The sequence below is a fragment of the Micromonospora trifolii genome, from assembly GCF_050516465.1.
Lineage (GTDB): Bacteria > Actinomycetota > Actinomycetes > Mycobacteriales > Micromonosporaceae > Micromonospora > Micromonospora trifolii.
In genome coordinates, this window is the sequence record NZ_CP191526.1 from 5,338,937 (window position 1) to 5,355,212 (window position 16,276).

The following is a 16,276-nucleotide window of genomic DNA, read 5'->3' on the forward strand; positions in this document are numbered from 1 at the left end:
CTCTGTTCGCGACTGCGGGGCTCGCAAACCCGGCTCACTCCTCGCGCTCACTGGTTAACTCCAACCAGGGCGGCGGCCAGGCCGATCAGCAGCGCGCCGGCCAGGACGCCGGCGGCGGCCCGGGGCAGCGCCGCGCGGTGCAGCGCGGCCAGCCCCGCGCCCAGACCGGACGCGGCTCGCCCACTGCCCTCGACCGCGCCGTCCACCACCACCTCGTCACTCGTGCGCGCGGCGCGGGCCAGCGCGCCGACGGGGCGTACCACAACTGTGTGCTGGACGTCGTCGAGCCGGAACGCGCGGGCGAAGACCGGCCGCAGCGGACCCAGCGCGGCGGCCGGGTCGGCGGTCGGGTCGCGCCGCCAGCCCAGCGTCACCAGCGCGGCGCCGAACAGCAGGAACGCGAGCGGCAGCAGCACCCCGGGCCCGAGGTGGACCAGGCCGTCCTCGGAGCCCGCCACCGGGACGGTGGGGAACCGCAGGCGGTCGGCGAACGCCCCGAGGAACCCGACCAGACCGAGCAGCGCGGCCGGCACGGCCAGCAGCAGCACCGGCCAGCGCAGCACCGCCGGCGGGTCGTGTGGCTGGACCAGGGGCAGGCGCGGAGCGCCGAAGAAGGCGCGCAGCAGCAGCCGACCTGCGTACCAGGCGGTGACCGCCACGCCGACCAGCCCGGCGACCCAGACGATCCAGCCCACCCAGGACGGGGCCGCGCCGGTGCCCTCCAGCGCGGCCGACTCGGCGACCGTCAGTACGCCGTCCTTGCTCCAGAAACCGGCCAACGGCGGCACCCCGGCCAGCGCGCCCAGGCCCACCACAGTGCACCAGAACGTCACCGGCATGCTGCGCCGCAGCCCGCCCATCTCCGACATCAGTGTGGTGCCGACGGCGTGGATCACCGCGCCGGCGGCGAGGAACAGCAGCGCCTTGAAGGCGGCATGGGTGAGCAGGTGGAACAGTGCGGCCGACGGTGAGCCCACCGCCAGCGCGCCGGTCATGTAACCCAGCTGGGAAACCGTCGACCAGGCCAGCACGCGTTTGATGTCGTCCTGGGCGGTGGCGGCGAGCGCGCCGAGCAGCAGCGTGATCGCGCCGAGCACCCCCAGCACGGTCAGCGTCACCGGCGCGGCCGTGAACAGCGGGTAGAGCCGGGCCACCGCGTACACCCCGGCGGCGACCATCGTCGCGGCGTGGATCAACGCGGAGATCGGGGTCGGGCCGGCCATCGCGTCCGGCAGCCAGGTGTGCAGCGGGAACTGCGCGCTCTTGCCGGCCACACCGGCGAGCAGCAGCAGGCCAGCGGCGGTCAACGTCGCGCCGGAGTGTTCGTGGGCGAGCACGTCGGCGATCCGGAAGCTGCCCGTCGACACACCCAGCAGCGCGATGCCCAGCAGGAACCCGACGTCACCGACCCGGGTCACCAGGAACGCCTTCATGGCGGCAGCGGGAGCGCCGGCGAGTCGGCGGTCGTGGGCGATCAGGAGGTACGAGCAGAGGCCCATCACCTCCCAGCCGACCAACAGCATGATCAGGTCGCCGGCGACCACCACCAGCAGCATGGCACCGGTGAAGAGGCTGATCTGGGCGGCGTAGGGCGGGTAGCGGTGGTCCACGTCGACGTCGTCGTGGGGACCTCGCCGCAGGTAGCCGATCGAGTAGACCTGCACGGCCAAGGCGACCGCGGTGACCGCCACCGCGACCAGCGCGGCAGCGCCGTCCAGCCGTACGCCGAGGGTCACCATCAGCCCGCCGAAGTCGACCCAGGTGGCCGACGTCTCCGTCGGCCCGTCGACAGTGAGCAGCAGCGCGACGGCCAGCGCCAGCGCGCCGGCCGCACCGGTGACGCCGAGCGTCACGGCGACCATCCGAGCCCGGTCGCCGCCGGTCGCGCCGTCCCGCCGAGGGGCCGGTGGCAGCAGCAGGCCGAGTAGCCCGGCGACCAGCGGTACGGCGGGCAGCAGCGCCCCGAGCAGCCCGGTCACCGGCCCGCCTCCGAGTCCAGGACGGCCGGCTCGCGTCCACCGACGGAATCCGGCGACTCGGTCAGCGGCACGTCATCCACGGCGACGGTCGCCCGCAGCCGGTAGAGCTGAAGGACGATCGCCAGCCCCACCCCGATCTCGGCGGCGGCGAGGACGATGACGAACAGCGCGAAGACCTGCCCCGAGTGCGGGAGCACGGCGCGGGCGGTGGTGTCCGCGGTGACCAGGATCAGGTTGACCGCGTTGAGCATCAACTCGACCGACATCAGCACCAGCACCGCGTTGCGTCGGCGCAGTACGCCGTACACGCCGAGGCCGAACAGCAGCGCGGCGGTGACGTACGGGATGACCGGCCTCACCGGCGCCCCCCGGGCTCGCTGTCGACCAGGTCGGCCGCCGTGCCGTCGCGTTGCGGGGCGGCTCGGCCGATGTCCGGCCGGGACAGCACGATCGCGCCCACCAGCGCGGAGAGCAGCAACACCGAGAGCACCTCGAACGGCAGCACCCAGGATTGGAAGATCTGCTCGCCCAGCCGCTCGGCGGTGCCGGCGTCAGGCAGGGTGACGGTGCTCCAGCGGTACGCGTCGACCAGCAGGGCGGTCAGCCCCAGCCCCGAGCCGCCACCGATCAGCGCGGCCGGCCAGCCGGGCCGGTCCAAATCGTCGGAGGCGCCGATCGGGGCCCGGGTCAGCATCACCGCGAACAGCAGCAGGACCACCACCGCGCCCACGTAGATCAGCACCTGCACCCACGCCACCAGCTCGGCGCTGAGCACCAGGAAGTCGCCCGCCAAAGCGCCCAGGCACACCACCAGGTAGAGCCCGGCCCGGACCAGGTGTTTCGTGGTCACCACCAACACGCCGGCACCGACCGCCACCGCGCCGAGGGCGAGCAGCAGCACGTCCGCCCCGGTCACCGGGGCGTCCTTCCGGCGCGGGCGCTCACGACGCCGGGTCCTGGTCGGTGTCGGGGCGTACCGCTGGCGGAGCGGGACGTGCGGCGGCCGCCTTGCGCGCGGCGGAGGTTTCCTCCTTGGCCGGCTCGCCGTTCGGGTCGTGCGCGGGCGGCGGCGGAACGGTGGCCATCCACTGACCGAGGTGGTCCTTGTCGTGCAGCAGGTCCTTGATGTCGTACTCGGCGTACTCGAACTCCGGCGACCAGTAGAGCGCATCGAACGGGCAGACCTCGATGCAGATGCCGCAGTACATGCAGAGCGAGAAGTCGATGTCGAACTTGTCGAGCACGTTGCGCTGGCGGGGGCGGGCGGCGCCGGGCACCACCACCTCCTCCTTGTGCGAGTCGATGTAGATGCACCAGTCCGGACATTCACGGGCGCAGAGCATGCAGACCGTGCAGTTCTCCTCGGACAGGGCGATCACGCCGCGCGAGCGGGGCGGCAGGTCGGGGGCCGTGTCCGGGTACTGCTGGGTGGTCGAACGGCTGGTCATCGTCTTGAGGGTGACCGCCAGCCCTTTCACCAGGCCCGCGCCGGGAAGGCCGCGTTCGCTGGTGTCGCCGCGCTCGCTGGGGTCGCTCATGTCGACCATCCTGCCCTGTGGCCACGGCGCGCGCGACCACCACCCACAGGTCGACGGCGGTACCGTGGTCGCGGGGAGAACGAACGCACCTGGAAGGACCTGCCATGACCGCCGCGCTGCAGAGCGACTACCCGCCCGAGAGCGGATGGACGACTGACGATCTGGATGCGCTGCCCGAGGATGGCCGCCGCCGGGAACTGCTCGATGGAGTGCTGCTGATGTCCCCCTCCCCCACCCGCACCCACCAGACCATCGCGATGCGTCTTGGCGTCGCGCTCGACGAAGACTGCCCCGACGGCTACGACGTGACCCAGGCGGTCGAGGTGCGAATCAACCGCACCCGGTCCTTCATCCCCGACGTGCTGATCACCACGGCTGCCGCGGCGGCTCGGGAGCCGTCGAAGTACGAGCCGCACGAGGTGGTCCTTGCCATCGAGATCGTCTCGCCGAGCACGCGCTCGATCGACCGGGTGTTGAAGCCGGCGCTGTACGCCCAGGCCGGCATCCCCTTCTACTGGCGAATCGAGACCGAAGGCGCGCTGGAGATCGTGACCTACCGGATCGACGCGGTGAACGAGGTCTACACCGAGACCGGGCGGTGGACGAAGTTCGTCGACACCGGCGAGCCCTTCCCGATCAATCTGCCGATCAGCCGGATCACGCCCCGGGTCCGCTGACGACGGCCGGTGGGAGCATCTCGACGCCGAGTTGTTGCAGCAACTGGAACAGCTCGTTGCAGCTCCACACCTCGACGATCCGGCCCGCCGCGTCGAAGCGCAGGAACGTCGCCCACGAGTAGCTGACCACCTGCCCGGTCGGCGGCACCGGCCCGAACTGCCCGGCGTGGGTGCCGGCGGCCCGCCAGTGCACGGCCACCCGCTCGCCGGCCGCGACCACGTCGACGATCTTGTAGCGGAGGTCCGGGAAGGCCGCCCGGCGCTCGCGGTGCCAGGCCAACGTCGCCTCCGGCCCGGTGCCGCCCAGCCCCGGGCACTCCTCGGCGACCAGTTCGTACGCCGACTCCTCCTGGCGGGCATTCCACACATCGGCGATGAACCGCCGGGCCGCCGCCTCCACATCCGTCATGCCGGCAGGGTATCCGGGACCACTGTGCGCCGTAGATCCGCGAGGATTGGGTAGAGACACTGACCAGACCGGGAGGGCGACGTGGGCGAGGAAAAAGGCGGCAAGTACGTCGAGCCGGGCGGCGAGTTCACCCGCGACCAGCGGTACATCGCCACTCGGATCACCGAGGACGGGCGCGACGGCTATCCGGTCGAGCCGGGCCGGTACCGGCTGGCGGTCAGCCGGGCCTGCCCGTGGGCCAACCGACTGATCATCGTGCGGCGGCTGCTCGGTCTGGAGGACGCCATCTCGATGGCGGTGGCCGGCCCGACCCACGACGCCCGGAGCTGGACCTTCGACCTCGACCCGGACGGCCGGGACCCGGTGCTCGGCATCGAGCGCATCCAGGAGGCGTACTTCAAGCGCTTCCCCGGCTACGAGCGCGGCATCACCGTGCCGGCGATGGTGGACGTGCCGACCGGGCAGGTGGTGACCAACGACTACGCGCAGATGAGCCTGGACCTGTCCACGCAGTGGAGGGCGTACCACCGCGAGGGCGCCCCGCAGCTCTACCCCGAGCACCTGCGGGAGCAGATCGACGAGGTCAACGCCATGGTGTTCCGGGACGTCAACAACGGCGTCTACCGGTGCGGGTTCGCGGGCAACCAGGAGGCGTACGACAAGGCGTACCACCAGCTCTTCGACCGGCTGGACTGGCTCACCGAGCGGTTGACCGACCAGCGCTACCTGGTCGGCGACACCATCACCGAGGCCGACGTGCGGCTGTTCACCACGCTGGTCCGCTTCGATCCGGTCTACCACGGCCACTTCAAGTGCAACCGGCAGAAGCTGAGCGAGATGCCGGTGCTCTGGGCGTACGCCCGGGACCTGTTCCAGACTCCCGGCTTCGGCGACACCATCGACTTCGACCACATCAAGCGGCACTACTACGAGGTGCACCGCGACATCAACCCGACCGGGATCGTGCCGCTCGGCCCCGACCTGTCCAACTGGCTCACCCCGCACGGCCGGGAAACGCTGGGCGGCCGCCCCTTCGGCGACGGCACCCCGCCCCCACCCCCCGCCGAGCCCGTCGACCCCGCACACACCCCGCTGCGCTGACCCGCCGCCCTCGCCCAGCCCCGCCTGCTCCGCGTCGATCATGGAGTTGTGGTGGGTGACAAAACGGTGCTGTCCGCTACATTTTGGGCACCACAACTCCATGATCGACGCGCGGCGGGTCGGGGCGGGTCGGGTCCGGGCGGTCGCGGGGCGCGGGGCGGTCGCGGGGTCGTCTACAGGGCTACGCGGACGGCTGCGGTTAGGACCAGTTGGGCCAGGGACGCGGGCACGAGGACCAGCCAGCAGAGGCGTTGGAGTTGGTCCTCGCGTAGCCGGGGGTAGGACACCCGCAGCCAGATGATCACGAAGGACACCGCGAAGATCTTGAGCAGCGTCCAGAGCCAGCCCAGCTGGTCGTCGGCGAACGGACCCTGCCAACCACCCAGGAACAGCACAGTGGTCAGCGCGGCGATCACCACGATGCCGACGTACTCGGCGAGCAGGAAGAACGCGAACCGCAGTCCGGTGTACTCGGTCATGTAGCCGAAGACCAGCTCCGAGTCGGCCACCGGCATGTCGAACGGTGGCCGACGGATCTCGGCCAGCCCGGCGACGAAGAAAATGATCATCGCGGGTGCCTGCCAGAGCAGCCACCACGGCTGCCACGCCTCGACGATGCCCGACAGGCTGAGCGTGCCGGCCGCCATCGCCACCGACGCGGCGGCCAGCACCAGCGGCAGCTCGTAACCGAGCAACTGGGCGGCACCCCGCAACCCGCCCAGCAGGCTGTACTTGTTTGCCGACGCCCACGCCGACATCAGCACCGCCACCACCCCGACGCCGACCACGGCCAGCACGAAGAAGAGGCCGATGTCCAACGGTTGCCCGACCAGGTCGTTCGGACCGAGCGGAATGACCAGCAGCACCAGCAGGTAGGGCACCAGGGCCACCGCCGGCGCCAACCGGAACACCGCCCGGTCCGCCTCGCGGGGCGTGATGTCCTCCTTCTGCACGAACTTGACCCCGTCGGCCACGAGCTGTGCCCAGCCGTGGAAGCCGCCCGCGTACATCGGGCCGAGCCGGCCCTGCATGTGCGCCATCACCTTGTGCTCGGCCTGGCCGACAAGCAACGGCAGGGTGAGGAACGCGACCAACACGCCGCCGATCCGGAGCACCAATTCCACCCAGAGCGGCATCAGGCCGTACCCCCGTCGTGGTCGCCCCGGCCAGCGCGGCCCGGCGGGTCCGCGATCGGCTCGCCACCCGATGCGGCCGGGCCCTCGCCAGGCTTGTCCGATGCGGCGCCGGGCGTGGTCTGGTCGGCCGGGTCGACCCCGGGCACGGTCTCGGCGGCCGGGCCCGCATCGAGCGCGGGCTCGACGGCCGGGCCGGCGTCGGGCTTGTCAGGTGCGGCGGCGCCGGGCGCGGGCTGGTTGGCCGGGCCAACGCCGGGCACGGTCTCGGTGGCCGGGCCCGCGCCGGGCACGGGCTGGTCGGCCAGGGCCGGGCCGTCGGCGGGGCCGGCCGGCCGGGGAGTACGCGCCGGACGGGCCCCCGGGGCGGGCCGCGCCGGACGCTCACGGGCCGGTCTGGCCGGGGTGCCGCCACGCGGGCCCTCCCCCACCCCACCGGCACCCGCCGGGGTGGGCGTGGGCCCCCACTCGCCCGGAGCGGGAACGCCCGGCGGGCGGATCGGTCGACGTCCGCCGCCGGCCTCGGACTCGCCCGGCTCCTTTGCGCCCGGCCAGGGCTTCGCCACCCGGGAAGCCAGCACGAACTCCTTACGCAGCGGGTGACCCTCGAACTCCGGAGGCAGCAGCAGCGGCAGCAGCTCTCCATGCCCGGCGAAGTCGATGCCGAACATCTCGTGCGTCTCCCGCTCGTGCCAGGCGGCGCCGGGGTAGACGTCGACCACCGAGGCGACAGTGGGCGCGCCGCGCGGCAACCGGGTACGCAGGAGCAGGCCGTGCCGTAGTCGCGTCGACCAGAGGTGCGCCACCACGTCGAAGCCCTCGGCCAACTCGTCGACGGCGGAGAGCCAGTCGAAGAAGTCGCAGGCCAGCTCGGCGTCGTCACGGGCGGCGGAAACCGCTGTCAGCCAACTCGCGGGCGGCACATCGACGGTGGCCCGGGCGAACCGTTGCCCGCCGGAGACCGACGGGGTCGCCTCAACCGGCGCGAGCAGCGCGACCAGTCGAGCGCCGACCTCTTCGGGAGTCATGCCGCTGATCCTAGTGCCGGCCGGGCCCGCGCCTGGGCGCCGCCGATGCCCAGCGATCTGCCGGCTTTGGGCGCGGCGCACGCCTCGGCGGGGAAAGATAAGGGCGTGCGCGCTGTGACGGTGAGACCTGGGGTAGCCAACTCGCTGAGCCTCGTCGAGGATCAGCCCGAGCCGGCCGCCGAGGAGGGTTCTGTCCTGGTCGAGGCGCTGGCGGTGGGGATCTGCGGCACCGACCACGAGATCATCGCCGGGGAGTACGGCGAGGCGCCGCCGGGTGCCGACCGACTGGTCATCGGGCACGAGTCACTGGGCCGGGTGATCGAGGATTCCAGCGGCACCCTGCAACCCGGTGACCTGGTGGCCGGGATCGTCCGGTACCCCGACCCGGTGCCCTGCTCGAACTGCGCCGTCGGCGAGTGGGACATGTGCCGCAACGGGCAGTACACCGAACACGGCATCAAGGGCCTGGCCGGGTTCGCCCGGGACCGCTGGCGGGTCGAGCCGCAATTCGCGGTCGGGCTCGACCCGGCACTGGCCCAGGTGGGCGTGCTGCTGGAGCCGACGAGTGTGGTGGCGAAGGCCTGGGACCACATCGAGCGGATCGGGCACCGGGCCGAGTGGCAGCCGCAGACCGTCCTGGTGACCGGGGCTGGGCCGATCGGGCTGCTGGCCGCGTTGCTCGGCACCCAGCGCGGGCTCACCGTCCACGTGCTGGACCGGAACACCGAGGGACCGAAGCCGGAGCTGGTCGCCGGGCTCGGCGCCACCTACCACACGGTGCCGGTCAACGACCTGCCCTTCGAGCCGGACGTGGTGATCGAGTGCACGGGCGCTCCCACTGTGGTCCTCGACGTGATGTGCAAGGCGGCGCCGACCGGGATCGTCTGCCTGGCGGGGGTGTCCAGCGGTGGCCGGAGCATCGACTTCGACGCCGGGGCTCTCAACCGGGCACTGGTGCTGGAGAACAACGTGGTGTTCGGCTCGGTGAACGCCAACCGGCGGCACTGGAACATGGCCGCGCAGGCACTCGCCCGCGCCGACCAGATCTGGCTCGAGTCGCTGATCACCCGGCGGGTGCCGGTGAACCGGTACGCCGACGCGTACACCCCCGGGCCGGACGACATCAAGGTGGTGCTGGAGTTCGCGTCCTGAGCGAGGCCGCGCCCGCTCAGATGCCCGGCAGTCGACCGTTGCGGAACAGGTCGACGAAGAGCTGGTGGTCCTGGCGGGCGCGCACCCCGTACGCGTGCGCGAAATCCACCAGGTGGGCTACGAAGCCCGCCTCGTCGGCGTCCACCGCCGCGACGATCGCCTCCTCGGTGGAGTAGTCCACCAGGTCGTGACTGGATTCGTCGTCGGCGACCGAGTGCATCCGGGCCACCGCCCGGCCAAGGTCGACGAGAACACCGGTCAGCTCCTCCGGCTCGTTCACGTCCGACCAGTCCAGGTCGGCGGCGTATGGGGAGACCTCGGCGACCAGCTGACCGGTCCCATTCAGCTCGGTGAAGCCCAGCCACGGGTCGGCGTGCGCCTGCAACGCCCGCTGCGACTCGGCGGTCCGGTGGCCCTGGTGCTGGAAGTAGCCGCGGACCGACTCGTCGGTGACGTACCGCGCGACGGCCGGCACCTGCGCCTGCTTCATGTAGATGACGACGTCGTTCTCCAGCGCCTGGGTGTGCCCCTCCAGCAGCAGGTTGTACGACGGCAGCCCGGCCGAGCCGATGCCCACGCCCTTGCGCAGCACCACGTCCTTGATCCGTGCCGCCACCGGGCGCAGCTGCGTCGAGGCGGTTGGCAGGGTGCCCAGGTAGTCCTGGAAGGCGACGCTGACCAGGTCCCGGGTGGCGTCGTCGATCTCGAAGACCCCGTCGCCGATGGAGAAGCGTCGCTCGTAGTTGTCGATGGTGGTCTGCGCGGCGAGCAGGTCGACGCGGGTATTGAGCCGGGCCCGTTGGAGAACCCGGCGCAGCACCCCGTCGGCGTTGTCCAGGGTGATCGAACCGATCGCGTCGTCACCGCCGGCGGCGATGGCCCGCAGCTCGGTCAGGTACGACCGGGCGAACCCGGCCACCAGCTCCCCGATGGCCGTGTCGGAGAGCGCCTTGCCGTAGCCGAGCAGCGCCACGCTGGCCGCGAGCCGACGCAGGTCCCAGGTGAACGGCCCGACGTACGCCTCGTCGAAGTCGTTGACGTTGAACACCAGCTGCCCGGAGGCGTTCATGTAGGTGCCGAAGTTCTCCGCGTGCAGGTCACCGTGGATCCACACCCGGCTGGTCTGCTCGTCGGAGAACCGGTCGTCGGCGAAGTCGCCGAGCTGGTCGGCGTAGAACAGCGCGGCGCTGCCCCGGTAGAAGGCGAACGGCGAAGCCGCCATCTTGCGGAACTTGCGGCGGAAGGCGGCCGGGTCGATCGCCATCGACGCGCCGAACTCCTCGGTGAGCACGTCGACGATGTGGGTGGACCGCTGGTCCGCTGAGCTGCTCATAGTGCGCAGGCTAGTGCGGCGGGTCCACAACTGGGCGGCGAACGGCCCATCCATCGATCATGCTGTCTGGGTCACGGCGCGGGGGCCCGGACACCACTGTCACGTTGGTCGATCGCGTCGCTGCCAAGAGCGGGCGACAGGTACTGGATGGAAACGATCCCCGACGTCGACCCGAGCGACAACACCGTCACGTTCAGCCTGGCCTTGCCGACCAGCTGACCTACCAGCGGACGGCCGGCGCCCGGATCAACGCCGGGTGGCGGCTTTCCGCCCTCAGCTCGCGGTGGGTGGGCGTACCGGTGGGGCGGTGAGCGATTCGACCGAGCGTGGTGCGGCGGCCTCGCGGGGCGGGGCGTCCAGCGGCGAGGCCAGCACGTCCCGTTGCGGCACACCCCCGATGCCGGACTGCTCGGCGGCGATTTTCTCCTGCAGGCGCAGGATGCCGTGCAGCAGCGCCTCCGGCCGGGGCGGGCAACCGGGCACGTACACGTCGACCGGGATGAGCTGGTCGACACCCTTGGTCACCGAGTACGAATCCCAGTAGGGGCCGCCGCAGTTGGAGCAGGCGCCGAACGAGATGACGTACTTCGGCTCGGGCATCTGGTCGTAGAGCCGCTTGATCGCCGGGGCCATCTTGTCGGTCACCGTGCCGGAGACCACCATCAGGTCGGCCTGGCGGGGGCCGTGGGCGAACGGGATCACGCCGAGTCGGATGAAGTCGTGCCGACCCATGCTGGTGGCGATGAACTCGATGGCACAGCAGGCCAGACCGAAGTTGAAAACCCAGAGCGAGTAGCGGCGCCCCCAGTTCAGCACGAACCGGATCGGCTCACCGAGCACTGCCGGCAGCTGCACGACCGCCTCCCTCCTGCCCCCGTCGAACAGTCAATCACAGCTCCGGCGCGTACCCGTTGGGGCCGGTCACGATCCCCGCCGGCGCTCGGAGTCTCGCCGCCTGTCACGCACCTGACAACCCGACGGGGCCTATTGCCTGCAACCGTCGCCGGGCCCGCCGGTTCAAAGCCCGCGCCGCCGGAGCCTCTCTGGTGGCGCGGGCCAGTTGTCCCGTACCCGACAACGGATCGGCGCCGATTGACGCGCAACCTACCGGCTGGCTCGCTTGTGTGACCGGTGCTGGCGAACACACCGCCCGCAGTCGCCACGGGGAGGACGAGTGCTTGTGACACGCGATGTGCGGGTGGGTGGACGCCCGCCGGACCCACCGGGAACCGCAACCTCCGCGCCGGCAGAGCTGGTCTTCGACGACTTCTACCACGCCCACTTTCGCGGCCTGGTGGTGCAGCTGACCGCGTACACGGGCGACCGTGGGCAGGCGCAGGAGCTGGTTCAGGAGGCGTTCTGTCGAGCGTACGCCCGCTGGGACCGGCTCGCCGGATACCAGGACCCCCTGGCCTGGGTCCGGAAGGTCGCCTGGAACCTGGGCCACAACCGCTGGCGGCGGCTGCGGACCGCCCAGCTGTGGCTGCTGCGGCAGCGGGAGACACACGTTGCGGAGCCGAGCCCGGACCGGGTCGCCGTCGACGCGGCGTTGGCGAAGTTGCCGCCGAAGCAGCGGCGGGCCGTCGTACTGCACTACCTCGCCGACCTGACGGTCGCGGAGATCGCCGCCCAGGAACAGGTCGCCGAAGGGACGGTCAAGTCCTGGCTGCACCGGGGCCGAACCGCACTCGCCACCTACCTACGCGACACCAACGAGGAGGTGCGGGATGTCTGAGCAGGAGACCCTTGACCTCGCCGAAGCGTTCGCCAGTTACCGCCGTACCGCGCTGGCGGAGGTCGAGGCGCCGGGACCCGCCGCCGTTCGACGGACCGTACGAGGCCGCGGCCGGCGTCGGCTGGCTGCCACCGCCACGACGGCGCTCGCTCTGTTCGGCGGGTCGGCCGTCGGATACGCGGCGCTGAGCGGGCCGGACCACCGGCCCGGTCCGGTCGATCCGACGCCGAGCATCTCGGTGTCACCGACGCCGACGCCGCCGCCGAGTCCAACCCCCAGCCCTGCCGGGACCAGTGCCAGCCCGACCACAACCGTGCCGGACGGCCGGCTCAGCCGGGCCCAACTGCTGGGGGCACCGGTGAACCTGCCGGCCTGGCGGGCCGGACCAGGCTGTCCGACGTCGCAGACTCGGCTCACCGCGGAGGGCCGGGAGGGCGAGAACTCGCTCCTGGCACTCGACCACGGCGACCTCGACGGGGACGGCGCGGTGGAGACGGTGGCGCTCGTCCAGTGCGTGCTCGGCACCCGCGGGCCGATGCAGGTGGTCGCCTTCGACCGCGACGAGGAAGGAAAGGTGATCACGCTCGGCCGGGTGGTCGCGACCACCATCGACAAGCCGCAGTGGCTGTTCGCGCTGGATGCCGTGAGCGACGGCACGGTCCGCGTGCAGGTCGGTGACATCGCTCCCGGGGGTGGCTGGCCCGGCGAGTGGTCGCAGCGGCAGTGGCGGGGCTACCGCTGGAACGGCGACGGCTTCGCCCAGGTCTCCGGGCCGAGGACCTTCGGCCAGAATCCGCACTCGGCGGACGTCTCGGTCACCGCCACCGACCTCGTGCTGACCACGGCGGACGACGGCTCCCGCACGGGTACGGCCACAGTGCGGGTTCGCAACCGGGGCACCAAGCCGGTCGAACGTGTGGACCTACAGCTCGGCGTACCCGCGGCGGTGCGTCCGGACGTCGACGGATGGGCCCCGTGCGGGGGCGAGCCCCAGCACTCCAGCGAGCCGGTGACCTGCCTCCTCGGTCGGCTGGCAGCGGGGGCGGAGGTGCGGCTGGACCTCAGCTTCCGGGTGGCCGAGGGGGTCGCGCTGGGCACGGGGAAGGCCGACGTGCGTGTCTGGGCGATGGACGCCGGATTCCGCAACCTGTTGGAGATCAACGACGCCGACAACCAGGTGCGGATGACCTACCGGTGAGGCTCCGGTCGCCGGCCGCGACGTACGTCACGGGGGCGTACGACGCGGCCGGCGCTCCGGTCACCAGGTGGGACGTTGCAGCAGGCCGACGAACTCGACCAGCAGCCGCTCCCGCAGCGCCGGCGGCGCGGCGTCGAGCAGCGTGTTCACCACCGCCATCCGCTTCGGCAGCGGCGCACCGTCGGGTTCGCCGCCCATGCCCAGCCCGGCGGCCAGGCCCGCGACCAGCTCCGGGGTCAGCGCGTCCGGGGTCAGCGACGTCGCCAGCGCCGTCAGTTCGGGCGGAAGGGCGACCGGACCGGCCGCCTGGGCTGCGGCCACCGCGTCGGTCAGGTCCGGCCCGAACTCCGCGACCCGGGGCGCGACCGCGGCGGTCACCGTGAGGTGCACGCTGGCGGGCAGGCCGTCGTACGACAGCTGGGGTTGGGTGTGCCAGCCCCGCGCGGTCAGCTCGTCGACCAGGACGAACAGGTCGGGGCCACCCTCGGTGGCGGTGAAGCAGACGACTGTCGACTCCGGCTCGGCGATCAGCCGCAGCCCGTCGACGGCACGGACCGCATCGGCCAGCCCGGCTACCGCGTCCCGGGTGATGGCGGCGAGCCGCAGGTAACCGTCGTCGCCGAGGTGCCGCACTGTGGCGTACGCGGCGGCGATCGGGCCGCCCGAGCGGGTGGACGCGATCACCGGGTTGATCATCGTGTAGCCGGGCCAGTCGGCGTACGCGAAGTACTGCGGGGCGCGCAGCGTGGCGTCGCGGTGCAGCAGCACCGACACCCCCTTCGGCGCGTACGCGTACTTGTGCAGGTCGACCGAGATGGAGGTGACCCCGGGCACCGCGAAGTCGAACGGCGGCACCGGCTCCCCGAGCCGGCGCAGGTACGGCAGGGTCCAGCCGCCGAAGCAGGCGTCCACGTGGCAGCGCACCCCGGCCTCGGCGGCGGCGGCCGCGATCTGCGTGACCGGGTCCACCACCCCGTGCGCGTACGACGGCGCGGAGCAGGCGACCAGCACCGTCTCCGGGCGGATCGCGGCGGCCATCGCGGCCGGGTCGGGACGCAGCGTCTCCGGGGAGACCGGCACGACGTCCAGCGCCACCCGCAGGTAGTGCGCCGCCTTGGCGAATGCCGCGTGCGCGCTCGACGGCACCACGATCCGGGGTGCGGCGATCTCCGGGTGGGCGTCGCGGGCGGTCTTGACGGCGAGGATCAGTGACTCGGTGCCGCCGCTGGTGACGCTGCCGACGACCTCCGGGGCGGTGGTCCCGGGGCCGGCGCCCAGCACCCGGCCGGCGGCGCCGACCAGCGCGTTCTCCATGGCCAGCAGGGACGGGAACGCGGTCGGGTCCAACCCGTTGACGTGCGCGCTCTCCCGGTGGGCGGCGGCGGCCAGTTCGTCCAGCCCCGGCACCGCCGGGTCGTAGACGTACGCGAACAGCCGTCCCCCGTGGGTGGGCGCGTCACTCGCCCGCAGCTCCCGTACCTCTTCAAGAACCCGTTCCGCCGGAACCCCGGTAGCGGAAAGCGCCCCAGCCTCAACCCTGTTCTCGTCGATCATGGAGTTACGGTGCCCTTCTCGTGACGGTCACGGCTTTCGTCCCCCGACACAACTCCATGACCGACCAGGTCGCTGTGAGCGGTGAGGGTGTACTGGCGGAGCAGGAGGATCGGAGGGGCGATCAGCAGGGCCGGGATCAGCGTGAAGCCGAGCAGCACGCCCAGCCTCGCCGTGTCGGACTGGGCCGCCGCCGAGCCGGTGTCGGAGGACACGTAGCCGGAGAGCTGGAGCACCAGTCCGTAGATGCCCGGGCCGAGCGCCAGGCCGAAGGTCTCCCCGGCGGTCCACACCCCGGTGAAGACGCCCGCCTGCCGTCGACCGGTGCGGGCCGTCTCGTGCGCGATGCAGTCCGGCAACATCGCCAGCGCGAAGACCTGCTGCCCGGCGTACCCGACGCCGATCAGCGCGACCACGAGATAGACGGCGACCGACGGCAGCACCGGCGCGGCGACCAGGGCGAACGCACCGACGGCGAGGATCAGCGAGGCGACCACCAGCGCAGTCCGCTTGCCCAGCCGGGCACCGATCCGGCTCCAGATCGGCATCACCAGCAGCGCCGGCCCGACGAAGCAGACGAAGAGCACTGTCGGACCGCTCTCCTCGTCGCGCAGGATCTGCCCCGCGAAGTAGTTGACCCCGGCCAGGATCGTCGCCACCCCGGCGGACTGCACCACGAAGCAGATCAGCAGTGCCCGGAACGGACGGTTGGCACCGGCCACGGCGAGCTGGGCGCGCAGACTCGGCTCGCTCTCGCCCACAGTGCCGGTCGGCGCGGACCGGGTGCCCAGGAACGCGCCGAGGGCGCCGAGGGCGATCAGCACCGCCACGAACAGGCCCATCCAGCGGTGCCCGGCCACACCGTCACCACCGGCGCTCACCACCAGCGGCGCGACAGCGCCGGAGACCAGGATGGCGAGCGCCAGCACCGCGATCCGCCAGGTCATCAACCGGGTGCGCTCGGCGTAGTCGCCGGTCAGCTCCGCCGGCATCGCCACGTACGGCACCTGGAAGAAGGCGAACGCGGTGGCGGTGGCGAGGAAGGCGAACGCCACGTACGCCACGGCGGCCGGACCGTTGCCGAAGGGCGCGGCGAAGATCGACGCGAACAGGACGGCGAGCGCGAGGCCGGCGACGAGCAGGTACGGCCGGCGGGCTCCCCACCGCGACCGGGTGCGGTCGGAGATCCGCCCGGCGACCGGGTTGACCAGCACGTCCCAGGCCTTGGGCAGCAACACCAGCAGGGCGGCCAGCCCGGCGGCCACGCCCAGCGTGTCGGTCAGGTACGGCAGCAACAGCAGGCCGGGCACGGTGCCGAACGCCCCGGTCGCCAGTGAACCGAGCGCGTAGCCGGCGTGCACCGATCGGGGCAGCGGGCCGTTGGCTGACGAGCCGGCGCCCGGCGGCGTTTTCATGGGCCCGAATGTTACTCACGTTCTGTC

General features: G+C 72.0%; 15 protein-coding genes and 1 pseudogene. 5 read left to right on the forward strand and 11 right to left on the reverse strand.

Annotation, left to right across the window (positions count from 1 at the left end):
• Positions 1–47: 47 nt before the first annotated feature.
• Genes ACQRWP_RS24855 through ACQRWP_RS24870 form a run of 4 tightly spaced genes read right to left on the reverse strand, consistent with a single transcriptional unit; the run spans position 48 to position 3,517 of the window.
• The gene (locus ACQRWP_RS24855) at positions 48–1,979 is read right to left on the reverse strand and encodes an NADH-quinone oxidoreductase subunit L (protein WP_430498116.1); all 1,932 of its coding nucleotides are present in this window, start codon (positions 1,977–1,979) and stop codon (positions 48–50) included.
• The gene (gene nuoK, locus ACQRWP_RS24860; RefSeq protein WP_430498118.1) at positions 1,976–2,338 is read right to left on the reverse strand and encodes an NADH-quinone oxidoreductase subunit NuoK; all 363 of its coding nucleotides are present in this window, start codon (positions 2,336–2,338) and stop codon (positions 1,976–1,978) included. Before nuoK ends, ACQRWP_RS24855 begins: the two co-directional genes overlap by 4 nt.
• Entirely contained in the window at positions 2,335–2,895 is a 561-nt protein-coding gene (locus tag ACQRWP_RS24865) for an NADH-quinone oxidoreductase subunit J family protein (RefSeq protein ID WP_430498120.1), read from the reverse strand. Before ACQRWP_RS24865 ends, nuoK begins: the two co-directional genes overlap by 4 nt.
• Positions 2,896–2,920: 25 nt before the next feature.
• Positions 2,921–3,517 (reverse strand): NuoI/complex I 23 kDa subunit family protein, encoded by a 597-nt coding sequence (locus tag ACQRWP_RS24870; RefSeq protein WP_430498122.1) that lies wholly within the window; start codon positions 3,515–3,517, stop codon positions 2,921–2,923.
• Between the two features lie 104 nt (positions 3,518–3,621).
• Here ACQRWP_RS24870 and ACQRWP_RS24875 point away from each other — a divergent pair, with 104 nt between their 5' ends.
• Positions 3,622–4,194: a Uma2 family endonuclease gene (locus tag ACQRWP_RS24875; protein WP_430498123.1), complete on the forward strand. Its 573-nt coding sequence runs from the start codon at positions 3,622–3,624 to the stop codon at positions 4,192–4,194.
• On the opposite strand, the gene ACQRWP_RS24880 is transcribed toward ACQRWP_RS24875, so the two are convergent.
• The gene (locus tag ACQRWP_RS24880) at positions 4,175–4,603 is read right to left on the reverse strand and encodes an ester cyclase (protein WP_430498125.1); all 429 of its coding nucleotides are present in this window, start codon (positions 4,601–4,603) and stop codon (positions 4,175–4,177) included. The two genes, ACQRWP_RS24875 and ACQRWP_RS24880, sit on opposite strands and share 20 nt — an antisense overlap.
• Positions 4,604–4,684: 81 nt before the next feature.
• Here ACQRWP_RS24880 and ACQRWP_RS24885 point away from each other — a divergent pair, with 81 nt between their 5' ends.
• On the forward strand, positions 4,685–5,704 hold the full coding sequence (locus ACQRWP_RS24885; RefSeq protein ID WP_430498127.1) for a glutathione S-transferase family protein: 1,020 nt from the start codon (positions 4,685–4,687) through the stop codon (positions 5,702–5,704).
• Between the two features lie 173 nt (positions 5,705–5,877).
• Here the strand turns inward: ACQRWP_RS24885 and ACQRWP_RS24890 are convergent, their stop codons facing one another.
• Both ACQRWP_RS24890 and ACQRWP_RS24895 read right to left on the reverse strand, forming a co-directional pair.
• Entirely contained in the window at positions 5,878–6,840 is a 963-nt protein-coding gene (locus tag ACQRWP_RS24890; RefSeq protein WP_430498129.1) for a complex I subunit 1/NuoH family protein, read from the reverse strand.
• A gap of 428 nt (positions 6,841–7,268) precedes the next feature.
• Positions 7,269–7,865: pseudogene (locus ACQRWP_RS24895) on the reverse strand (NADH-quinone oxidoreductase subunit C); the annotation flags it as partial.
• A gap of 105 nt (positions 7,866–7,970) precedes the next feature.
• On the opposite strand from ACQRWP_RS24895, the gene ACQRWP_RS24900 reads away from it, so the two are divergent.
• Positions 7,971–9,017: a glucose 1-dehydrogenase gene (locus tag ACQRWP_RS24900; protein ID WP_430498131.1), complete on the forward strand. Its 1,047-nt coding sequence runs from the start codon at positions 7,971–7,973 to the stop codon at positions 9,015–9,017.
• Between the two features lie 16 nt (positions 9,018–9,033).
• On the opposite strand, the gene ACQRWP_RS24905 is transcribed toward ACQRWP_RS24900, so the two are convergent.
• Both ACQRWP_RS24905 and ACQRWP_RS24910 read right to left on the reverse strand, forming a co-directional pair.
• Positions 9,034–10,350, reverse strand: a complete 1,317-nt coding sequence (locus ACQRWP_RS24905) for a DUF2252 domain-containing protein (protein ID WP_430498132.1) — start codon at positions 10,348–10,350, stop codon at positions 9,034–9,036.
• A 273-nt stretch (positions 10,351–10,623) separates the two neighbouring features.
• The gene (locus tag ACQRWP_RS24910; protein ID WP_430498134.1) at positions 10,624–11,205 is read right to left on the reverse strand and encodes an NADH-quinone oxidoreductase subunit B; all 582 of its coding nucleotides are present in this window, start codon (positions 11,203–11,205) and stop codon (positions 10,624–10,626) included.
• Positions 11,206–11,524: 319 nt separating this feature from the next.
• On the opposite strand from ACQRWP_RS24910, the gene ACQRWP_RS24915 reads away from it, so the two are divergent.
• A complete protein-coding gene (locus ACQRWP_RS24915) occupies positions 11,525–12,085 on the forward strand; it encodes an RNA polymerase sigma factor (protein ID WP_430498136.1) in 561 nt (186 codons plus the stop codon).
• Positions 12,078–13,283: a hypothetical protein gene (locus ACQRWP_RS24920; protein ID WP_430498138.1), complete on the forward strand. Its 1,206-nt coding sequence runs from the start codon at positions 12,078–12,080 to the stop codon at positions 13,281–13,283. Before ACQRWP_RS24915 ends, ACQRWP_RS24920 begins: the two co-directional genes overlap by 8 nt.
• Positions 13,284–13,343: 60 nt before the next feature.
• Here ACQRWP_RS24920 and ACQRWP_RS24925 read toward each other — a convergent pair whose 3' ends face one another.
• A complete protein-coding gene (locus tag ACQRWP_RS24925) occupies positions 13,344–14,837 on the reverse strand; it encodes a pyridoxal phosphate-dependent decarboxylase family protein (RefSeq protein WP_430498140.1) in 1,494 nt (497 codons plus the stop codon).
• Complete coding sequence (locus tag ACQRWP_RS24930; RefSeq protein WP_430498142.1) at positions 14,834–16,249, reverse strand: MFS transporter; 1,416 nt, start codon at positions 16,247–16,249, stop codon at positions 14,834–14,836. The genes ACQRWP_RS24925 and ACQRWP_RS24930 overlap by 4 nt, the downstream gene beginning before the upstream one ends.
• Positions 16,250–16,276: the final 27 nt, after the last annotated feature.

Excerpts from the sequence above, each read along its gene's own strand:
- ACQRWP_RS24870 (WP_430498122.1), bottom strand. The coding sequence starts at position 3,517 with ATGAGCGACCCCAGCGAGCGCGGCGACACCAGCGAACGCGGCCTTCCC.
- ACQRWP_RS24875 (WP_430498123.1), top strand. The coding sequence starts at position 3,622 with ATGACCGCCGCGCTGCAGAGCGACTACCCGCCCGAGAGCGGATGGACG.
- ACQRWP_RS24880 (WP_430498125.1), bottom strand. The coding sequence starts at position 4,603 with ATGACGGATGTGGAGGCGGCGGCCCGGCGGTTCATCGCCGATGTGTGG.
- ACQRWP_RS24890 (WP_430498129.1), bottom strand. The coding sequence starts at position 6,840 with ATGCCGCTCTGGGTGGAATTGGTGCTCCGGATCGGCGGCGTGTTGGTC.
- ACQRWP_RS24905 (WP_430498132.1), bottom strand. The coding sequence starts at position 10,350 with ATGAGCAGCTCAGCGGACCAGCGGTCCACCCACATCGTCGACGTGCTC.
- ACQRWP_RS24920 (WP_430498138.1), top strand. The coding sequence starts at position 12,078 with ATGTCTGAGCAGGAGACCCTTGACCTCGCCGAAGCGTTCGCCAGTTAC.
- ACQRWP_RS24925 (WP_430498140.1), bottom strand. The coding sequence starts at position 14,837 with ATGATCGACGAGAACAGGGTTGAGGCTGGGGCGCTTTCCGCTACCGGG.
- ACQRWP_RS24930 (WP_430498142.1), bottom strand. The coding sequence starts at position 16,249 with ATGAAAACGCCGCCGGGCGCCGGCTCGTCAGCCAACGGCCCGCTGCCC.